At 58.7% G+C, this 18811-nt stretch carries 17 protein-coding genes and 2 tRNA genes; 7 read left to right on the top strand and 12 right to left on the bottom strand.

Features of this window, described 5'->3' with window-relative positions; translation table 11 throughout:
- Positions 1-68 precede the first annotated feature (68 nt).
- The 8 genes from IY73_RS01965 to mfd all read right to left on the bottom strand — a co-directional run bounded on the left by IY73_RS01965 (position 69) and on the right by mfd (position 9350).
- Positions 69-142 (bottom strand) — tRNA-Leu (locus IY73_RS01965).
- Between the two features lie 37 nt (positions 143-179).
- A complete protein-coding gene (locus tag IY73_RS01970) occupies positions 180-1157 on the bottom strand; it encodes a Ppx/GppA phosphatase family protein (RefSeq protein ID WP_053961584.1) in 978 nt (325 codons plus the stop codon).
- On the bottom strand, positions 1157-1708 hold the full coding sequence (locus IY73_RS01975) for a DUF501 domain-containing protein (protein WP_053961585.1): 552 nt from the start codon (positions 1706-1708) through the stop codon (positions 1157-1159). The genes IY73_RS01970 and IY73_RS01975 overlap by 1 nt, the downstream gene beginning before the upstream one ends.
- 8 nt (positions 1709-1716) lie before the next feature.
- Positions 1717-2226, bottom strand: coding sequence for an FtsB family cell division protein (locus IY73_RS01980; protein WP_053978745.1), 510 nt, complete (start codon positions 2224-2226; stop codon positions 1717-1719).
- Between the two features lie 131 nt (positions 2227-2357).
- Positions 2358-3635 carry a phosphopyruvate hydratase gene (gene eno, locus IY73_RS01985; RefSeq protein ID WP_053978746.1) on the bottom strand — a complete coding sequence of 426 codons (1278 nt, stop codon included), beginning with the start codon at positions 3633-3635 and terminating at the stop codon, positions 2358-2360.
- A gap of 221 nt (positions 3636-3856) precedes the next feature.
- Positions 3857-4624 carry a lytic transglycosylase domain-containing protein gene (locus IY73_RS01990; RefSeq protein WP_053961588.1) on the bottom strand — a complete coding sequence of 256 codons (768 nt, stop codon included), beginning with the start codon at positions 4622-4624 and terminating at the stop codon, positions 3857-3859.
- Between the two features lie 120 nt (positions 4625-4744).
- The gene (locus tag IY73_RS01995; RefSeq protein WP_053961589.1) at positions 4745-5650 is read right to left on the bottom strand and encodes a MazG nucleotide pyrophosphohydrolase domain-containing protein; all 906 of its coding nucleotides are present in this window, start codon (positions 5648-5650) and stop codon (positions 4745-4747) included.
- Entirely contained in the window at positions 5643-9350 is a 3708-nt protein-coding gene (mfd, locus tag IY73_RS02000) for a transcription-repair coupling factor (protein ID WP_390175778.1), read from the bottom strand. Before mfd ends, IY73_RS01995 begins: the two co-directional genes overlap by 8 nt.
- Before the next feature lie 67 nt (positions 9351-9417).
- Here mfd and rfbA point away from each other — a divergent pair, with 67 nt between their 5' ends.
- Positions 9418-10287, top strand: a complete 870-nt coding sequence (gene rfbA, locus IY73_RS02005) for a glucose-1-phosphate thymidylyltransferase RfbA (RefSeq protein ID WP_053961590.1) — start codon at positions 9418-9420, stop codon at positions 10285-10287.
- A 51-nt stretch (positions 10288-10338) separates the two neighbouring features.
- Positions 10339-10410, top strand: a tRNA-Gln gene (locus IY73_RS02010).
- Positions 10411-10535: 125 nt separating this feature from the next.
- On the opposite strand, the gene epsC is transcribed toward IY73_RS02010, so the two are convergent.
- Entirely contained in the window at positions 10536-11120 is a 585-nt protein-coding gene (epsC, locus tag IY73_RS02015; RefSeq protein ID WP_053961591.1) for a serine O-acetyltransferase EpsC, read from the bottom strand.
- A 96-nt stretch (positions 11121-11216) separates the two neighbouring features.
- Entirely contained in the window at positions 11217-12149 is a 933-nt protein-coding gene (cysK, locus tag IY73_RS02020) for a cysteine synthase A (protein ID WP_053978747.1), read from the bottom strand.
- 163 nt (positions 12150-12312) lie between these two features.
- Here cysK and glmU point away from each other — a divergent pair, with 163 nt between their 5' ends.
- Both glmU and IY73_RS02030 read left to right on the top strand, forming a co-directional pair.
- Entirely contained in the window at positions 12313-13812 is a 1500-nt protein-coding gene (glmU, locus tag IY73_RS02025; RefSeq protein ID WP_053979183.1) for a bifunctional UDP-N-acetylglucosamine diphosphorylase/glucosamine-1-phosphate N-acetyltransferase GlmU, read from the top strand.
- A gap of 104 nt (positions 13813-13916) precedes the next feature.
- Positions 13917-14894 (top strand): ribose-phosphate diphosphokinase, encoded by a 978-nt coding sequence (locus tag IY73_RS02030; RefSeq protein WP_053961593.1) that lies wholly within the window; start codon positions 13917-13919, stop codon positions 14892-14894.
- A gap of 118 nt (positions 14895-15012) precedes the next feature.
- Here IY73_RS02030 and IY73_RS02035 read toward each other — a convergent pair whose 3' ends face one another.
- Positions 15013-15210 (bottom strand): hypothetical protein, encoded by a 198-nt coding sequence (locus IY73_RS02035; RefSeq protein ID WP_053961594.1) that lies wholly within the window; start codon positions 15208-15210, stop codon positions 15013-15015.
- On the bottom strand, positions 15210-15404 hold the full coding sequence (locus IY73_RS02040) for a hypothetical protein (RefSeq protein ID WP_053961595.1): 195 nt from the start codon (positions 15402-15404) through the stop codon (positions 15210-15212). Before IY73_RS02040 ends, IY73_RS02035 begins: the two co-directional genes overlap by 1 nt.
- 277 nt (positions 15405-15681) lie before the next feature.
- Here IY73_RS02040 and IY73_RS02045 point away from each other — a divergent pair, with 277 nt between their 5' ends.
- The 3 genes from IY73_RS02045 to IY73_RS02055 all read left to right on the top strand — a co-directional run bounded on the left by IY73_RS02045 (position 15682) and on the right by IY73_RS02055 (position 18743).
- Positions 15682-16284, top strand: coding sequence for a 50S ribosomal protein L25/general stress protein Ctc (locus IY73_RS02045; protein WP_053961596.1), 603 nt, complete (start codon positions 15682-15684; stop codon positions 16282-16284).
- 134 nt (positions 16285-16418) lie between these two features.
- Positions 16419-17039: an aminoacyl-tRNA hydrolase gene (gene pth / locus IY73_RS02050; protein WP_053961597.1), complete on the top strand. Its 621-nt coding sequence runs from the start codon at positions 16419-16421 to the stop codon at positions 17037-17039.
- 78 nt (positions 17040-17117) lie between these two features.
- Complete coding sequence (locus IY73_RS02055; RefSeq protein ID WP_053978748.1) at positions 17118-18743, top strand: peptide chain release factor 3; 1626 nt, start codon at positions 17118-17120, stop codon at positions 18741-18743.
- Positions 18744-18811 lie beyond the last annotated feature (68 nt).

The following is an 18811-nucleotide window of genomic DNA, read 5'->3' on the forward strand; positions in this document are numbered from 1 at the left end:
GGCTCTCAAAATAGTTCCCACAAGATTAAAGAAGCAGATCAAACGCGCTTTTTGAGCAGAAAAATGAGTGCCCCCAGTGGGACTCGAACCCACACTGGGCCGGTTTTAAGCCGGCTGCCTCTGCCTATTGGGCTATGGGGGCGAGAGGGAGCAACCACTCATGGTTCACTCCCCCGCAACTAGGCGTTACGGTGCAGCAGATCGTGCACAAGACCGTCCAGGATGTCGTGTTCGCTCACCACAACCTCGGTCACCCCACACTCGTCGTGTAGGCGTGATGCCAGTTCCTGCACCACAATAGCACCACCACCGATGACATCGGCACGACCAGGGTGCATCGGGCCGAGTTCCATCCTCTGCCCAGGAGCCATAGCGATGAGGTCATCGGTCACCTGCTGAAGCTGGTCAAGAGAAATACGCGATTGGTGAATCTTCACTGCGTCGTAGTCCTCCAGGCCCAAGGCCAATGCAGCAATAGTGGTAAAGGTACCGGCAAGGCCCACCCAGGTACGAACCGTGTCAATCGCCAGATTATGGAACGCAATGTCGAGTTGTTCCCGTACATAGCTGCGTGCTGCCACGATTTCCTCCGTCGTAGGCGGCTGAGTATGCAGATAGCGTTCGGTAAGGCGCACACATCCAATATTGAGAGAGATGGCACCATTCACGCGGGATACCGCACCGTCGGCGGCATTCTGCTCGCCGAGAGCAAATTCCGTGGAGCCACCACCGAGATCAATAACAAGGAAGGGAGCATCGGCACCAAGGAGATCTGCCACCGATCCCCCGAAGGACAGGCGAGCCTCTTCCTGGCCAGTAATAACCTCGGCTTGTGCACCGGGGACAGCACGGCCCAATTCCTGCCGTGCCATGGCGAAGAAGTCCTCTTGGTTGCCGGCGTCACGAGTTGCTGAAGTGGCGACCATCCGAACACGCTTCACTCCATGCTCAACCATGGTATCGACGTACTCGGACAATACGTGCTGTGTCCGCTCGATTGCCGCCGGGGTGAAGTTTCCGGTGTCGTCGACGCCTTCACCCAGTCGTACAATTTCCATCCGCCTGGTTATTTCATGAATAGTGTTCTCCTCGTCACGCTTCACGATGAGGAGACGAATAGCGTTGGTACCGCAGTCTACAGCAGCTACCACAGACATCATGAGTTCCTTTCTGCAGGCGCCACACCCAGCTCGGCGAGGGTCGGCCAGGACGCCGGAATGGCTATCCCCCGTAGGCCACCGTCATCCGCGGCACGGGCCACAGCTTCATCGCCGAGACGCACCACGCCAGGTCCTTCAGAGAGCGCATATGCCATCAATACGTGCAGGCACTTCACTCGGTCTGGCATGCCACCACCGGAAAAATCTGTGCCTAGGTCTTCCATGCTATTGCGCTTCTGCAAGTAATGCAGATGCGCTGCCTGATAATTCGCTTGCAATTCTGGGCTAACCTGCAACCGTTCCGTCATTTCTTTCATGACGTGAGTCGCTTCCATACGCGACGCTTCCGCTACCAGGCGAGGTTCCGTGAGGTAGTAGAGGGTGGGGAATGGAGTCCCGTCGGGCAGGCGAGGAGCGGTCATCACCACACCCGGTTCTCCGTCCGGGGTGTGATAAGAAATGGCGACGACGCCGCGCGGAGCGCGGCCTAACTGTTCAGCTACGCGCTGCAGCTCCGCCTCACTCGGCGGTTGGGGAAGGTTCGTCACGGTCTGCCTTACTGTGTGGTCTTTTGGTTGGGGTCGGGGACGGATATGCTGCGCCACAGGTCACGGTACCAAGGTCCACCACCGTTGAGGCTGAGACTCGGCACATTGTCGACGTGTTGTTGGACATTGTCATCCTGCTTTTTACCCGGCAGAATGACTCGGAAGCCGGTTTCTCCACGGGGAATAAGGAGAAGCCGTTGACGCGCTTGCTCCTCAATCATTTTTGGATCGTTTTGTACCGCAAGCTGTTCTTCTTTGCGTTTGATCTCTTTGACGAGCTGCGCGTTCTCCGCTTGTAGCGCCTCTTTTTCCGTGCGTTGTTGGTAGTAGGTGCGCAACGGTGTCGCCAGGGAAATCGCTAGCACGATCGCCACAACGATGACGACGATGCTGCGTGCTGGGTTCAGACGAGAATTGCGCCATTTCTGAAGATAGGCATCGTACCGGGCATTGCTGCCGGTCACTGGGCGGGGACGGCGAGAGCCACCAGTGGGGCTGGTATGGGATTCACGCACCACGGGTCCTCCCTTCGGTTGAGCGTCTCCCTATATAGTACGCGGGCATCACCTACGCTTAGGTGATGCCCGCGTCTCTTGTCTTGTCTTCCGCGCTTCGCTAGCTCCTTGCGAAGCGTATCACTACCGGGAGATTAGGCCTGGAAGCGGGGGAAGGCAGCAGCGCCAGCGTACTTGGCGGAGGCGCCCAGGCGCTCTTCGATACGGAGGAGCTGGTTGTACTTAGCAACGCGCTCGGAGCGAGCCGGAGCACCGCTCTTGATCTGGCCGCAGGACAGTGCGACGGCGAGGTCAGCGATGGTGGTGTCCTCAGTCTCACCGGAGCGGTGGGACATCATGGAGGCGTACTTGGCGTGGTGGGCCATCTGCACAGCGTCGATGGTCTCGGTGAGGGAGCCAATCTGGTTCACCTTCACGAGGAGGGCGTTGGCAACGTTCTTCTCGATGCCCTGGGCCAGGCGAGCCGGGTTGGTGACGAAGAGGTCGTCACCCACGAACTGCACCTTGTCACCGAGTTCAGCGGTGAGCTCGGCCCAGTTATCCCAGTCGTTCTCATCCAGCGGATCCTCGATGGAGACGATCGGGTAGTTGGCGATGAGGTCAGCGTAGACCTTGGTCATCTCGGCGGCGGTGTGTACGCCACCCTCGAAGTGGTAGCCATCATCTTCGCAGAACTCGGAGGAGGCAACGTCCATGGCGAGGGCGATGTCCTTGCCCACGGTGAATCCGGCCTTCTCGATCGCGGAGACGATGAGGTCAAGAGCAGCCTTGGTGGAAGCGCAGTCGGGGGCGAAGCCACCCTCATCGCCGAGACCGGTGGACAGGCCCTGGGCCTTAATGGTGGCCTTGAGGGCGTGGTACACCTCGGCACCCCACTGGAGGGATTCCTTGAAGGTGGCAGCGCCGATCGGGGCGATCATGAATTCCTGGACGTCAACGCCAGTATCGGCGTGGGCGCCACCGTTGAGGATGTTCATCATCGGGACGGGCAGCAGGTTAGCGGTGGGGCCACCAATGTACTGGAAGAGTTCCAGGTCAGCAGACTGGGCAGCAGCCTTGGCAACAGCCAAGGACACACCGAGGATGGCGTTGGCACCAACGCGACCCTTGTTGGGGGTGCCATCAAGCTCGATCATAGCAGCGTCAACGGCACGCTGGTCAGAGGCATCCAGGGAGAGGACAGCCGGAGCCAGCTCAGAGTTCACAGCGTCGCAAGCCTTCTGGACACCGGCGCCGTTGTAGCGTTCGCCACCGTCACGCAGCTCCACAGCTTCGTGCTCACCGGTGGAGGCACCGGAAGGAACACCGGCGCGGCCGAAGGCGCCGTCTTCAAGAACGACTTCAGCTTCAACGGTGGGGTTACCACGGGAGTCGAGAATCTCGCGAGCAATTACTTCAACAATAGCCGCCATTACGGAGGCCCTCCTTTGGGTTATGTCTTGGTCAGCCCGCTGGACTTCTGTGAATGTTCTTCTGCGTTGTGCGGGCATCATTGCCCATTCTTTCATGAACAGGCGAATATTACGCTACCCGGAAAATGAATGATGAGGGAAAACCTGCCCCTTGTGTAATCTATATCACTCTATGTTTGGGCTGCTGCCGCACCTACGTCAGCACCGACACGCCCCCACAGCTAAAACTGCGCCGCCAGATAATCCCAACGCGGCTGCCGCCCCTCCCCATAGGCATAGGCGGACCGGTATACCGCCTTCACATACGTCATCGCCCGGTTATAGCTCAGAATAGCCCGCTGCCACTCCCGCGGAACCAACAAATCCCTTCCGTTAAAGCACAAATAGCGCCCCGCGGCCACCGCTGCATCATCGATATTGTCCGGGCTCACCCGCCCGTCGCCATTCGCGTCCACCCCAAAATGTCGCCATGTCTCCGGAATGAACTGGAACGGCCCCATCGCCACGTCATAATGACTATTCCCATCCAGCACACCCCGATCAGTATCCTGGATGCGCTGCGTATTATTCGTCCCATCCAACTGCACCCCACGAATCTTCTGTGAGGTCGTACCGTCAGCAAAAACCTCCGCACCCCCATACGTCCCATGCTGACTCTCAATAAAAGCGATGCCCGCCAGCGTCGTCCACCGCAAATGGCATGCCGGCATTGTCTGCTTCAACGTCTGCTCAGCATTTCCATAAGCCCGTAAAGCACGTGCCGAAAAACCCAACTGCGGCGCCCACCGCTGCGACCACTCCATGAGCTGGTCCGATGTCTGCCCAGGGGCATTCGTCGCCACTCCTGGTGCTGGCGCGAACTCTCCCGGCACCTGCTCATCCATGTACTTCGTGGTATCCCAATCCTGGAACACCCAGGCCGCAAAGCCCACTCCCACCGCACACATGAGAACGAGCAAGGCCACAACAAGCCGACGCACAATTTTCACGCAACGAGCCTTTGCAAAGAGTAGGAAATCAAACGGACATCCGCGACACCAGCCAACGGCGGGATGACGGCAGTTGACGAGACACAGTGCCTACAGGGTAACCAATAAAAACAAACGTGCCTACTTGCCGCGCACCCGACTAAGGAAGTCGAGCGAAACCTTTCTCAGTTTCTCCTCCGCCGACCCCTTACCGTCTTCGGCAGCATCCGCAACTCTGCGAAGAATGGGCGGGATATCAGAGTCTGCCACCCCGGCGCGACGCGCTCGGTGTACCACCTGTGCGGCAAGGGAGAGAGCCGGCTGCGAGCGGACAATACCGTCCAACGGAGAACGATTTTCGCGACGCTTCGACGCCTGCCAGAACTCATCTTGCTCAGCCGCCGTAGCAGGAAACCGCCCGCCATTAAAAGCGTACGGCATCCTCCTTTTCAGCTTGTTCAGCAACGAATCCGCCACATCATCGTAGGTAAAGTGTGCCTCCCCCGATGAGCTCTCCCCCACTGCAGCGTGGAAAAGTACCTCCAAGAACACGTCACCTAACTCCGAAACAATCTCAGTAGTCCCCGCAGATGCATCACGAATGGCATCCACCAGCTCATAGGTCTCTTCCAGCAGATATGGCACCAAACTCTCGTGCGTCTGCTCACTCTCCCAGGGCCCCTGCTGGCGCACCTCCGTCATCACCTGAGCCGCTTCCACCATGCTCATCCCGGCCGGCAGCTCAATCCGTCGCCAAACCCACTCGTCGACGTCACCATCACACTGCGGGTAAGCGGCATCCCAGTCCGCCCGCCCCAGAGAAGTAAGAATGTAGCGGGTATCGGCTGGAACATGCGGCGCCGTCTCGGGAGTCCACTCCTCATCAGTCCGCTTCAGCTCCCCCCACGACTGCAGAGTCGGATAATGCTCCGCGATCTCGGACGTCACCACACACCCACGGGATGATTGCAGGGCAGGAACCAACTCTGCCGTCAACAACGTGGGAAAACGACTATCGAGCTGCCAAACAGTAACAATCTCAGCCACGGGAACGCCCCTTTCGACGCGGGGTAGCGGAAGAAGTAGGCAGAGAAGCGGGCTCCTGCGCCAAAGTGCCCTGAGGAGAGTCCTCTGGGCGCGGAGCATCGAGGGAAATCCGCGGAAGCCCCTTCACACCGGTAATAAGATCTGCTACCCACTGTAGAAGGTCATCGTCCCGAATTCTCTCCGCCGCCAAATTCTTTCCACCCACCTGCGGTAACGGCACTGCAATCTGCTGCACTGCCGCCCGATAACGAGCCTGCGGATAGAGCCGTCGCAACCGCACCTGCTGGGAGTCGGGCAATGGGAAGGGAGAGATACGAAGTGTTGTCCCAGTAAGCCCAATATCCGCGATGCCATGCTGCTGTGCCAGCTGGCGAAGCAATGCCACCGAGAACAGCCGGCGCGTCACTTCCGGAATCTCGCCATAGCGATCCTCCAACTCCGCCGTCACCGCCGCCAAACGGCTACGATCCCCGGCCTGTGCGATCTTGCGATACGCCTCCAGACGGAGCCGCTCCCCCTCGATGTAACTAGCCGGGATATGTGCATCCACCGGCAGCTCCACTCGCACCTCGCGCGTCACGGGCTGCTCCAGCGGCTTTCCATCGGCAGCTGCCCGGAAGGCCTCCACTGCTTCCCCCACCAGACGTACATAGAGATCGAAGCCCACGCCAGCGATATGACCAGATTGTTCCGCTCCCAGCACATTGCCGGCACCACGCAACTCCAGGTCCTTCATCGCCACCGCCATGCCAGCACCTAGTTCATTATTCTGAGCAATGGTCTTGAGCCGGTCATACGCGACAGTAGTGAGCGGCTTACCCGCCGGATAAAGGAAATAGGCGTAGCCACGTTCGCGGGAGCGCCCCACCCGACCACGCAACTGGTGCATCTGGGAAAGCCCCAAACGATCCGCGTGGTCCACGATCAAAGTATTGGCATTAGAGATATCCAGGCCCGTCTCCACAATGGTGGTACAGACAAGCACATCCCATTCGTGGTTCCAGAAGCCGTCAACTGTTTGCTCCAACAGCTGCTCGGACATCTGCCCGTGCGCCACCGCAATACGCGCTTCTGGCACCAGCTCACCCAATTGTGTCGCGACCGCATCAATGTCGGACACCTTGTTATGGACGAAAAATACCTGTCCATCGCGCAACAGCTCACGGCGAATAGCCGCGGCAACCTGTTTGGGATCATAGGCTCCCACATAGGTGAGAATAGGCTGCCGGTCTTCCGGTGGGGTGAGGATCGTGGACATCTCCCGGATACCCGCCAAGCTCATCTCCAAGGTGCGCGGAATAGGCGTGGCGGAGAGCGTCAACACATCCACGTGCGTCCGCAGAGCCTTGATATGCTCCTTGTGCTCCACCCCAAAGCGCTGTTCCTCATCGACGATAACGAGCCCCAGGTTCTTCCACTGCACGCCCGCCTGCAGCAGCCGGTGAGTGCCAATCACGATGTCGACGGTACCGTCACGGAGCCCGGCGAGGATCTCCCGAGACTCTGCGTGGGAGGTAAAGCGGGAGAGCCCCTTCACGGTAACGGGGAACCCTGCCATGCGCTCACTAAACGTCTCCAGATGCTGTTGCGCCAACAACGTCGTTGGCACCAATACCACCACCTGCTTACCATCTTGGACAGCCTTGAAAGCCGCCCGCATTGCCACTTCGGTCTTGCCGTAGCCCACGTCACCCACGACTACTCGGTCCATGGGGACAGGCTTTTCCATATCCTCCTTCACCTCATCGATGGCACGCAGCTGGTCTTCCGTCTCCACATAGGGGAAAGTGTCTTCCATCTCCTGCTGCCAGGGCGTGTCCGGGGCGAAAGGATGGCCTGGTGCTGCCTGCCGCGCCGCATACAGTTGCACCAGCTCGCCGGCAATCTCCCGGACCGCTTTCCGTGCTTTACGTTTAGTGTTTTTCCAGTCGGAGCCGCCCATCTTACTGAGAGCCGGCTGTTCCCCACCCACATAACGGCTAAGCTGGTCCAGCTGTTCCATAGGGACATAGAGGCGGTCCCCACTCTGACCCCGTTTAGAGGCGGCGTATTCAATCACCAGATATTCACGCCGGCTCGTGCCCTCCCCCGTTTTAATAGTCCGCTCCGTCATCTCCACAAAACGGCCAATCCCATGCTGGTCGTGCACCACCAGGTCACCTGCCTTAAGTGCCAACGGGTCAACGGCGTTCCGGCGCTTCGCCGTGCGGGAGCGGCGGTTGCTCACTGTTCCCACTCGCGAGCCCGTCAGATCAGGTTCGGACAGGATGAGGAGTTCCGGAAGTGCAATGCCGTTTCGACACTGTCCTGCCAGAAAGTTGAGAGCCCCCGCTTGCGGAGATGCGCCCGGCGCAAGCTGGTGCATCACCACGTTGCGGTCACGGAACTGCTGGTGTAGGCGCCGGTAGGTGGTAGCGGGACCAATAACGAACACTGGCGTGCCGTCTTTCCCCAGACGATGCTGCAGCCCCTCAACTAGTTCTTCAACCGCTGCTAGGTCGCCGCGCGGCGCTGGTGCCGCTGACCACGGGATATCCCGGGTGGGAGTATCTGCATCCGCTTCGACGTTTAACATGCCCGGCGGGTTGAGGACCCACCAGCGGCCGTCCTTCTCGAGTGTTTCCCGCTGGACGTCCCGGAGGGTACGGTAGGCACCTTGTCCTAGGCGGAGAAGGTCAATGGGGGCCTGTCCGCCCTCGGCTGCACTCTCCCACGAGGCTGCAAGGAATTCCGCGCAGGTGCGGGTGAGGTCTGCGGTACGCGTCCGGATTTTCTCCTGGTCACACACCACCGTAAGGGCTCGTGTGGGGAGAAAGCTGGGCAGCAGGCAGAGTTCTTCGGACGCTAGCGCCGGGATAAAGGCCTCACGCCCCGCTACCGGCACCCCTTGGGCGAGTTTGTCGAGCATGTCAGCAATGGCCGCATGACCGGCTAGCTCTTGGTAGAGCTCGGCAGCCCGATACTCCACCTGTGCTGTCATGAGGAGTTCCGAGCAGGGGTACATGGCGACCCAGGTAAGGTCGGCGTCCGGAATAGTGCGCTGGTCTGCCACTGAGAAGGTACGAATATCGGAGATTTCATCTCCCCAGAATTCAATACGCACGGGGTGTTCAGCGGTGGCGGGGAAAATGTCAATGATTCCGCCTCGGACCGCGAAGTCACCACGGCGAGACACCAAATCCACACGCTCGTAGGCGAGCTGAGCGAGCAGAGTCGGCACCTCAGAAAACTCTATTTCTTGATCGACGTGCAGGATCAGTGGTGGTGTCTGGGCCAGCGAAGCTTGGATGGGTTGGATCAGCGAGCGGGTGGCAGCAACCACCACACGAAGTGGCGCTACCGGACTATGTGGATCAGGATGAGCCGCAAGGTGGAGCCGATGTAACACTTCCAGACGCCGCCCCACCGTATCGATGGAGGGAGAAAGACGTTCATGCGGAAGGGTCTCCCAACTGGGGAAGAACGCGACGTCATCGCCCAGATAAGTGGCGAGTTCCGCTGTCAGTTCCTCCCCTTCGTGGCCGGTGGCCGTCACCACGAGGAGGGGGGTGCGGGTGGCAAGTGCGGAGAGTAGAAGCGGCCGAGCTGCATCGCTGCTGTTGATGGTAAGAGAGTGTGTTGTGCCTGACGCATCCGCGAGTAACTCCTGTATAGCAGGGTTCGGGAGGGCCAGAGCAAGCGGAGCCTGGCCCGGGGGGATGTCGCAATGTGTACCTTGCAGGGTCGGAACAGAAGGGTTGGTCACGCTTCTAGCGTAAACTAGAAGTATGCGTGGCATAATTTTGGCGGGCGGCACGGGGTCGCGTCTTTTTCCAATGACGACGGCAGTCAGCAAGCAGTTGCTCCCCGTCTATGACAAGCCCATGATCTACTACCCGCTCTCCACCCTCATGCTGGCGGGTATAGAGGACATCCTCATCATCACCACCCCCGTAGATCGACCGCAATTCGAGCGTTTATTAGGTGACGGTAGCCATCTGGGTGTGCGGCTCCAGTACTTGTCACAAGATGCTCCTGAGGGGCTCGCGCAAGCCTTTGTGTTGGGTGCAGATTTCATTGGGGAGGAACGAGTTGCCCTGATTTTGGGCGACAATATTTTCTACGGCCCGCGGCTCGGTACCCAGCTGCGACGTTTCTCCGACGTTGATGGTGGGGCGATCTTTGCGTACCAAGTGCGTGAGCCGCAAGCCTATGGTGTGGTGGATTTTGATGCCACCGGCACCGCCTTGTCGATTGAAGAGAAACCTGCACATCCTCGCTCGCCCTTCGCTATCCCCGGTCTGTACTTCTACGACAATTCGGTGATTGAGGTAGCGCGGACTCTAAAGAAGTCCCCCCGCGGCGAATACGAGATCACTGACGTCAACCGCCACTATTTGGATGCAGGAAAACTGCACGTCGAGGTACTTCCCCGCGGTACCTGTTGGATGGACACGGGCACTGTTGATGACCTGATGAGTGCAGGCGACTATGTGCGCGCAGTCGAGCAACGCCAGGGGCAGAAGATCGGTGCTCCCGAAGAGGTGGCGTGGCGTCTAGGGCTGATTGATAACGCCCAATTACGGTCCGCGGCAGCCCGACACACCTCATCTGGCTATGGCGATTACCTATTAGCCCTGCTCGATGGGTTACACTAAGAAAGCTTCGGAGGCCTGCCTCTGATGTTCGCCGCACAACTGTGCAGACGATCTCCCGTGGTGTAATCGGCAACACTACTGGTTTTGGTCCAGTCATTCTAGGTTCGAGTCCTGGCGGGAGAGCTACTTTTCCTCCGTCCGGTATCCGCCCTACGGGTACCGCAACAGTCACCATAACTACGCCCCACTTGCAGAATGGCAGGTGGGGCATAGTTAATGTGTGGGATGGTTGTGGGAAAACGTGGTCCTTAGATATAGATCGCCGGATCAATGTATTCAGCGGGATCCACCAAGAGCTCCGTCTGGTCTGCCCCACGCTGGCGCACCTCTGCGGGGATGCCAATAAGGATCGAGTGCGGCGGGGCGTCATGGACGACTACCGCATTGGCACCAATGGCACAGTCATCTCCGATGACGACCGGGCCAAGTACTTTGGCGCCGCAGCCCACCTGGACACGATTTCCCACAGTGGGGTGGCGCTTGCCGGTGGCGAGGGAACGCCCGCCGAGAGTGACACCGTGGTAAAGCATGACATCGTCTCCTACCTCGGCTGTCTCACCAATGACGACGCCCATGCCGTGGTCAATGAAGAACCGACGCCCAATAGTGGCACCGGGATGAATCTCGATACCGGTGAAGGAACGGACGATTTGGGAACCCAGCCGGGCGAACGGCCGAAGAGGTTGAATCTGCCACATGGCATGGAAAACACGGTACGCCCAGATGGCATGGAGACCGGAGTACACCAAAGCATTTTCGAGATCTCCGCGGGAGGCGGGGTCATGCGCACGCGCATTCTGCAGATCTTCGCGGATGAGCGCGAGAATATTCACGTCAAGTTCCTCTTATAAACATCAGAGAAGTCCCGCGCGAACGCGCGGAACTTCTCTGATCCTATCGTTTTCGATGAGGGGAAAGAAAGGAAACGACTAGTCGCGAATGTCGTCGAAGAGGATGGTGGAAACATAGCGCTCACCAAAGTCCGGGACGATGACAACGATGTTCTTGCCCTCATTCTCCGGCCGTTCAGCTACTTGCAGGGCAGCATAGAGAGCAGCACCTGCCGAGATACCACCAAGGATGCCTTCGTCACGCCCCGCTTTGCGGGCTGTCGCCACCGCGTCCTCGTCCGTGACGTCGATAACTTCGCTGTAGACCTCGCGATCCAACACGTCGGGGACGAAGTTAGCGCCCAAACCCTGAATCTTGTGCGGGCCGGCGTGCCCTTCGGAGAGAAGCGGGGAACCAGCCGGCTCAACCAGCACAATCTGCACAGCCGGATTGGCCTTCTTGAGTTCCTGGCCGACACCGGTCAGGGTGCCACCGGTACCAACACCGGCCACAAAAATATCCACCTTGCCGTCAGTGTCGCGGAGGATTTCCTGCGCGGTGGTCTGGCGGTGGATTTCGGGGTTAGCGGGGTTAGCAAACTGGCTAGCCAAGATGGAGTTGGGGGTGGAGGACACAATTTCCTTGGCCCGATCAACCGCACCTTGCATTCCGTCGGCTCCCGGTGTGAGTTCAATTTCGGCACCGAAAGCCTTGAGCATCACCTGCCGCTCTTTCGACATGGTCTCCGGCATGGTGAGAATAACCTTGTAGCCGCGGGCTGCACCGACCATAGCGAGGGCGATGCCGGTGTTTCCGGAAGTGCCTTCCACGATGGTGCCGCCAGCCTTCAGCTCGCCGGACTTCTCGGCAGCGTCAATAATGGCGCGCCCAATCCGGTCTTTTACAGAGTTGGCGGGGTTGAAGTACTCGAGTTTAGCGAGCACGGTGGCGCCAGCGTTGGCGGTCAGCCGGTTGAGCCGCACGAGCGGAGTGTTGCCGATGGTTTCGGTGACGTCGTTGTAAATAGCCATGAGGGGCTCCTCTTTTGTAGTGCTCATTAACGCTCCAACGGGCAGACCGTTGGTTCTGATATTTCCATACTGCTCGGTTGAATGCGAGCATGACGAGTTTCGTTCACCATGATGAAAAGAACGTAAGATGGAAGAGATCATCTTTCCGAGCGCAGAGGGATTTATGTCTAAAACTGCTGCATCGCCCATTGCCGTTATCGTTCTGGCGGCTGGTCTGGGCACGCGAATGAAATCCTCCACCCCCAAGATGCTCCATGAACTGTGTGGCCGTTCCATGCTCTCGCATGCGGTCCATGCGGCCGCTGGCGTATCTCCGGACCATATTGTGGTGGTGACGGGTCACCAGCGGGAACGTGTGCAGCAGGCGGTGGCAGGCATTGCGGAGGAGCTCAACCGCCCTGTTCTCACTGCCGTGCAGGAAGAACAGAATGGCACCGGCCATGCTGTGATGTGCGGTTTATCCGCTCTGCCGGAGGATTTCACCGGGACCATTCTGGTGACAACCTCCGATGTGCCAATGTTGGACTCCGCCACTTTGCATGACCTGCTGGATGTCCACGACCAGCACCCGCGCCCGGCAGTCACAGTATTGACGGCCACCGTCCCCGACCCCACTGGCTATGGTCGTATCGTCCGTAACTCTAACGGCGAGGTCCTTTCCATCGTCGAGCAGGCGGATGCCAGCGAGGATGAGAAGGTCATCAACGAGGTGAACTCGGGCGTGTACGCTTTTGACGCAACCCAGCTGCGGCGCTCCCTGGAACTCCTAGATACAAATAATGAGCAGGGCGAACTCTATCTCACCGATGTTATTTCTATCGCTCGCCAGGCCGACCGTCCGGTGCGTGCACACCGTCTTGACGACGCCTTCGTTGTCGCCGGCGTCAACAACCGTGTGCAGATGGCGGAAGTCGCCGCGGAAATGAACCGCCGTATTCTCACCCATTGGATGACGGAGGGCGTCACTATTGTTGATCCTCTTAACACCTGGATCGACGTGGATGTGGAACTTTCCCGCGACGTCACGATCTTGCCTGGCTGCCAGCTTCATGGCACCACAACAGTAGCTGAAGCCGCCACCATTGGCCCCGACTGTTCTCTCACCAATATCACAGTGGGACGAGACGCTGAAGTGGTCCGCGCCCATGGATCCGATGCGGTGATCGGTGACGGCGCCACAGTGGGCCCCTGGGCGTACCTGCGTCCTGGTACCAATCTGGGCCCCGAATCGAAGATGGGTACTTTCACAGAGATGAAGAACGCCACCATTGGTCGCGGTACCAAAGTGCCGCACCTCAGCTATGTGGGCGATGCCACTGTGGGCGAGTACTCCAATATTGGGGCAGCCAGCGTCTTTGTTAACTACGACGGAGTACACAAACACCACACCACTATCGGTTCTCATGTACGGATGGGGTCCGACACTATGTATGTTGCCCCCGTGACAGTGGGTGACGGCGTCTACTCCGGGGCTGGCACTATCATTCGCCGCGATGTTCCACCCGGAGCTCTCACCTACAGTGATGCTCCCCAACGCATCGTCGAAAACTGGGTGCTCAACCACCGTGCTGGCACCGCGGCGGCCACTGCTGCCTCACAAGCTCAGGCAGAAGCCACAGCCGCGGAGCCCGGCAACGACTCTGTCGAGGACTCTGCACAGTAGCTTCTGGGAAGAGGCTTCCGGTGGAGAAAATTTATCGAGAAGGCCTCTCATCCACTAACGTTGAAACTACCCACCGATACCACAATTGAGGATAGCGATTCCCTTTGTCCAGTAAATGCAGCCCTCAGGAAAAGAACCTTATTCTCATCTCCGGGCGTGCACACCCGGAGCTCGCCGAAGAAGTAGCACAAGAGCTTGGTGTCACCCTCACGAAGACCACGATGCGAAGCTTCGCCAATGGGGAACTCTTCGTCCGCTATGAAGAGTCCGTACGTGGTACGGATGCGTTCGTCATCCAGAGTTTCCCGGCTCCACTCAATGAGTGGCTGGTGGAACTGCTCATCATGATTGATGCTTTGAAGCGCGGTTCCGCTAACCACATCACCGCGATTCTGCCCTTCTACCCCTACGCTCGTCAGGATAAGAAGCATCTGGGTCGTGAACCCGTGTCTGCTCGCCTTATTGCTGACCTTCTGAAGACTGCCGGTGCCGACCGCATTGTGTCAGTCGACCTACACACCGACCAGATCCAAGGCTTCTTCGACGGTCCGGTCGACCACATGCATGCCATGGGGCAACTCGCCCAGTATGTGAAGGACAACTACGGCACTAAAAACATGGTGGTCGTGTCCCCCGATGCTGGCCGTGTGAAGGCTGCCGAAAAGTGGGCCAATATTCTCGATGGTGCACCGCTGGCCTTCGTCCACAAGACGCGCGATCCACGTGTCGCCAACCAGATCGTTGCTCACCGCGTCATCGGTGACGTGAAAGGCCGCACCTGTGTCCTCATCGACGACATGATTGACACCGGTGGCACCATTGCTGGCGCCGTGAAGATCCTCAAAGAAGCAGGCGCGGGCGACGTTATTATTGCCTGCACGCACGGCGTTTTTTCCGACCCGGCTGCGGAGCGCCTTGCTAACTGTGGCGCTAAGGAAGTCATCACCACGAACACGCTGCCCATCCCGGAGGAGCACCAGTTCGATAACCTCACGGTGCTGTCGATGGCCCCGCTGCTAGCTGCTACCATCAGCGAGATCTTCAACAATGGTTCAGTTACTGCCCTCTTTGGAGGAGCTTAAGGCTTTCTCCCCGAACTCTCTCACAGAAGTGGCTATCGACAGGTCGATAGCCACTTCTTTTTCTGCGCGTGACGGATGTGGAGCCGCCGTACCCGCGGTAGTGTTCTGGCGGCGGAGTCTATTTCCCTACTAGTAGTGCGATGTAGGCGCTGGTGAGCAACACCATGCCGAACACCACCACAGCGATAAAAATGCCTGCTGCAACCTCTGCAAAACGACCTTGGCCCAATGGATACTCCCGCATAATAAGGACGCCAGCAACGATACCCAGCACAATTGCGATGAGTGGGATAACGATTCCCGGACCGACTACCATCACAGACCTCCCTTAATATCCCCTGTGGCAAACATCAGAATCGTGGTGAGTAACAGCCACACTGCTAAGGCAAGAATGCAGGCGATAGCAATATCGCCAGGCTTCCGATGACCAGTCCACACCCACACCGTCCCCAGTGCGATACCCGCTATGGCAAAGACCACCAGAAGGGCAATCATCCAACCCATCGTCATGTGCTTTTCCACTTTCTCTTCGCAGACATTGCCAAAATCCTACCCGGTTCCTGGCCATCGTGGCAGCTGTCCTTCGTCCTCGCGAGTTGGGGGCAGCTACGCTTGTCCGGTACACTTATTTCGTTATCTCGGCGAGGGCTAAAATAGCCGTTATCGGCGCGATTGTCTCGGGTTCTCCGATCCCGCGGCCGTGTTGGGTGCCTTGCCGCGATGAAAGAACTTAGTGCAGCGCTTTCCGCGCGCACCTATAACACCACAGCTAGAGGAGAACATTACTATGGTGCAGAAGACTCTCGCCGCCCCCACCCGCACCGAATTCGGCAAGGGTGCCGCTCGTCGTACCCGTCGCGCCGGCAACATTCCCGCCGTTGTGTACGGCCACGGCGCTGACCCCATCCATGTAGCCGTCGACAACCTGAACTTCCTCTCCATCGTGCGTGAAGAGGGCGTCAACGCTGTTATCGCTCTCGACATCGATGGCAAAAAGACCACCGCACTGGTGAAGTCCATCACCCAGAACCCCCTCACCCGCGAAATCGAGCACATCGACTTCCTTATCGTCAAGAAGGGTGAAAAGGTTGAGGTCGAGGTTCCGCTGCTCGTGGAAGGCGAAGTTGCCCCCGGTGCCACCCTCTTGGTGGGAATCGACGTCCTTAAGGTCAACGCCGACGCCCTCAACATTCCGGAAGATCTCGTCATCTCCGTGGAGGGCCTGGAGGCCGGTAGCACCATCACCGCTGCCGACGTGAAGCTGCCCGAAGACGTCGAACTCGTCGACGACCCTGAACTGCTCCTCGTCAGCGTCACCTTCGAAGAAGAATCGGACACCGAGTCCACCGCTGCTGAAGAAGCTGACGGCGAGGCTGCCGCAGAAGAGTAAACACTCCTTCCCCCTCCCTGACCTTTCCGGAAGCCCCACTGGCTCATGCCAGCTGGGGCTTCCGTTCTGTCTCCTTCCTGAAACCGCACCACAAATAGCTCTAGCTGCCGGGAACGTGCGAGAATAGAGGCACTATGAGTCCCAGCCCACAAATTCCCGACATCAACACTGTTCCCGGCCCCATACTTCTGGTAGGCCTCGGAAACCCCGGTGCACAGTATGAGCTCACTCGCCACAACGTAGGCTATATGGCACTTGACGAACTATGCGCACGCACCAGCTTCCCGGTGTCCCTCTCCCCTAATAAGCGCACCAACGCCTTAGTGGGACGCGGTACTCTCAATGGCACACCCGTCATCCTCATGAAATCTGGGACCTTCATGAATGACTCCGGACGAGCTGTGGCTGCCACCGCAAAGTTCTACAACATCCCTGCCACTAACATCATCGTCCTCCACGATGATCTGGACCTCGCCGAGAACATCCTGCGCGTGAAGCGTGGAGGTGGCGAAGGCGGTCACAACGGGCTCAAATCCATGACCCAACATCTAGGCACAAAAGACTATGTGCGCGTCCGTATTGGCATTGGACGTCCCCCTGGACGCATGGACCCGGCTACTTACGTACTGAAGCAGCTTTCCGCTCGCGACTGTGAAGAGGTAGGAGTGACCGTTCAGGAAGCCGCCGACGCCGTCGAACTCCTCCTTCGGGATGGCGTAGCCGCCACCCAAAACCAGGTACACGCCCGCCACTAACCTGACATCGGCGCCACCTCCAGCTGTCACTGCTACTGAGACACCGCCACTCTGACACCACACCTCAAGGACCACCTCGTGAATGCTCTTTCCCCCGCCGTCGAAGCACGCCGTCGCCGCACCTTCGCCATCATTTCGCACCCAGATGCTGGTAAATCGACGCTGACGGAAGCACTCGCTCTGCACGCACACGTCATCAGTGAAGCCGGCGCTGTCCACGGTAAAGCCGGCCGCAAAGCGACGGTGTCAGACTGGATGGAGATGGAACAGGCCCGCGGTATCTCTGTCTCCTCCACCGCTCTCCAATTCGAATATCTCCCTGCAGGGTCACAAGGAGCTACGGGAGATGGCCAGCCCTACGTCATCAACCTCGTTGACACTCCCGGCCACTCTGACTTTTCAGAAGATACCTACCGCGTCCTCACCGCAGTCGATGGTGCTCTCATGCTCATTGACGCTGCGAAAGGTTTGGAACCGCAAACTCTCAAGCTCTTCCGCGTGTGTAAATCGCGCAACATTCCCATCATCACCGTCGTCAACAAGTGGGACCGCCCCGGAAAAAGCCCGCTCGAACTGCTAGACGAAATCGCGGCAGAAATCGACCTCACCCCTACCCCGATCTTCTGGCCAGTCGGTATCGCCGGAGATTTCCACGGGCTCGCCCGCCTCGACGCCACTGGAAACCCCAGCACATACATTGAGTTCACGCGTACCGCCGGTGGTTCCACCATTGCTCCGGAAGAGCACTTCAGCCCGGCTGACGCCGCAGCGCACCGGGGGGAGGACTGGACTACCGCCGTAGAAGAATCCACTTTGCTGGCTGAAATGGGGCAAGTCCACGATGAAGAACTTTTCTTAGCAGGGGAAACCTCCCCCGTCATCTTCGCGTCGGCCAAACTTAACTTTGGCGTGCACCAGATCCTCGACAGCATTGTGGGCCTTGCTCCACACCCGGCCGGCCGCGACGATGTTTCCGGCACCTACCACGACCTTGAGGACGACTTTTCCGCCGTCATCTTTAAAGTCCAGGCCGGCATGGACTCGGCGCACCGTGACCGTCTCGCCTTCATGCGCGTCGTCAGTGGAGAATTCGAGCGGGGCATGGTCGTCACCCACGCACAGACCAACAAGCCCTTCGCCACGAAATACGCCCTAACTGTCTTTGGCCGCGATCGTGAAACTGTAGAGACTGCCTACCCCGGCGATGTGGTGGGTCTCGTCAACGCCCTCGGGTTGGCGCCCGGAGATACCCTTTACAAGGGAAAGAAAGCACAGTACCCACCTATCCCCGCCTTCGCCCCAGAGCACTTCGCCACCTTGCGGGCCTCATCCCTTTCTAAATACAAGCAGTTCCGTAAGGCGGTTGACGAGCTTGGCGCAGAAGGCGTCGTCCAGATCCTCACCAACGATCTGCGCGGCGAGTCCAACCCGGTTATGGCCGCCGTCGGCGTACTGCAGTTTGAGGTTGTCCAGGCCCGTATGCGCGCCGAGTATAACGTAGAGACAGTGGTAGAGAACATCCCCTATACGGTGGCCCGACGCACTGATGCTGCTTCCTCCCCAGAACTAGGACGCCAACGCGGGGTGGAGATCTTCACGCGCCAGGATGGCGAACTCATTGCCCTTATTAGCGACAAGTGGCGCCTCAACTATCTGCAAAAAGAGCTACCCGACCTGACGTTAGACACCCTCATCGCTGACTAATCCCTCCCCTTTGCCAACCGCCGCATCCCAGTGAGGGATGCGGCGGTTGGCGTAGGAAGGTCATCCGA

Origin of the sequence: Lawsonella clevelandensis, assembly GCF_001293125.1 — a bacterium.
GTDB lineage: Bacteria > Actinomycetota > Actinomycetes > Mycobacteriales > Mycobacteriaceae > Lawsonella > Lawsonella clevelandensis.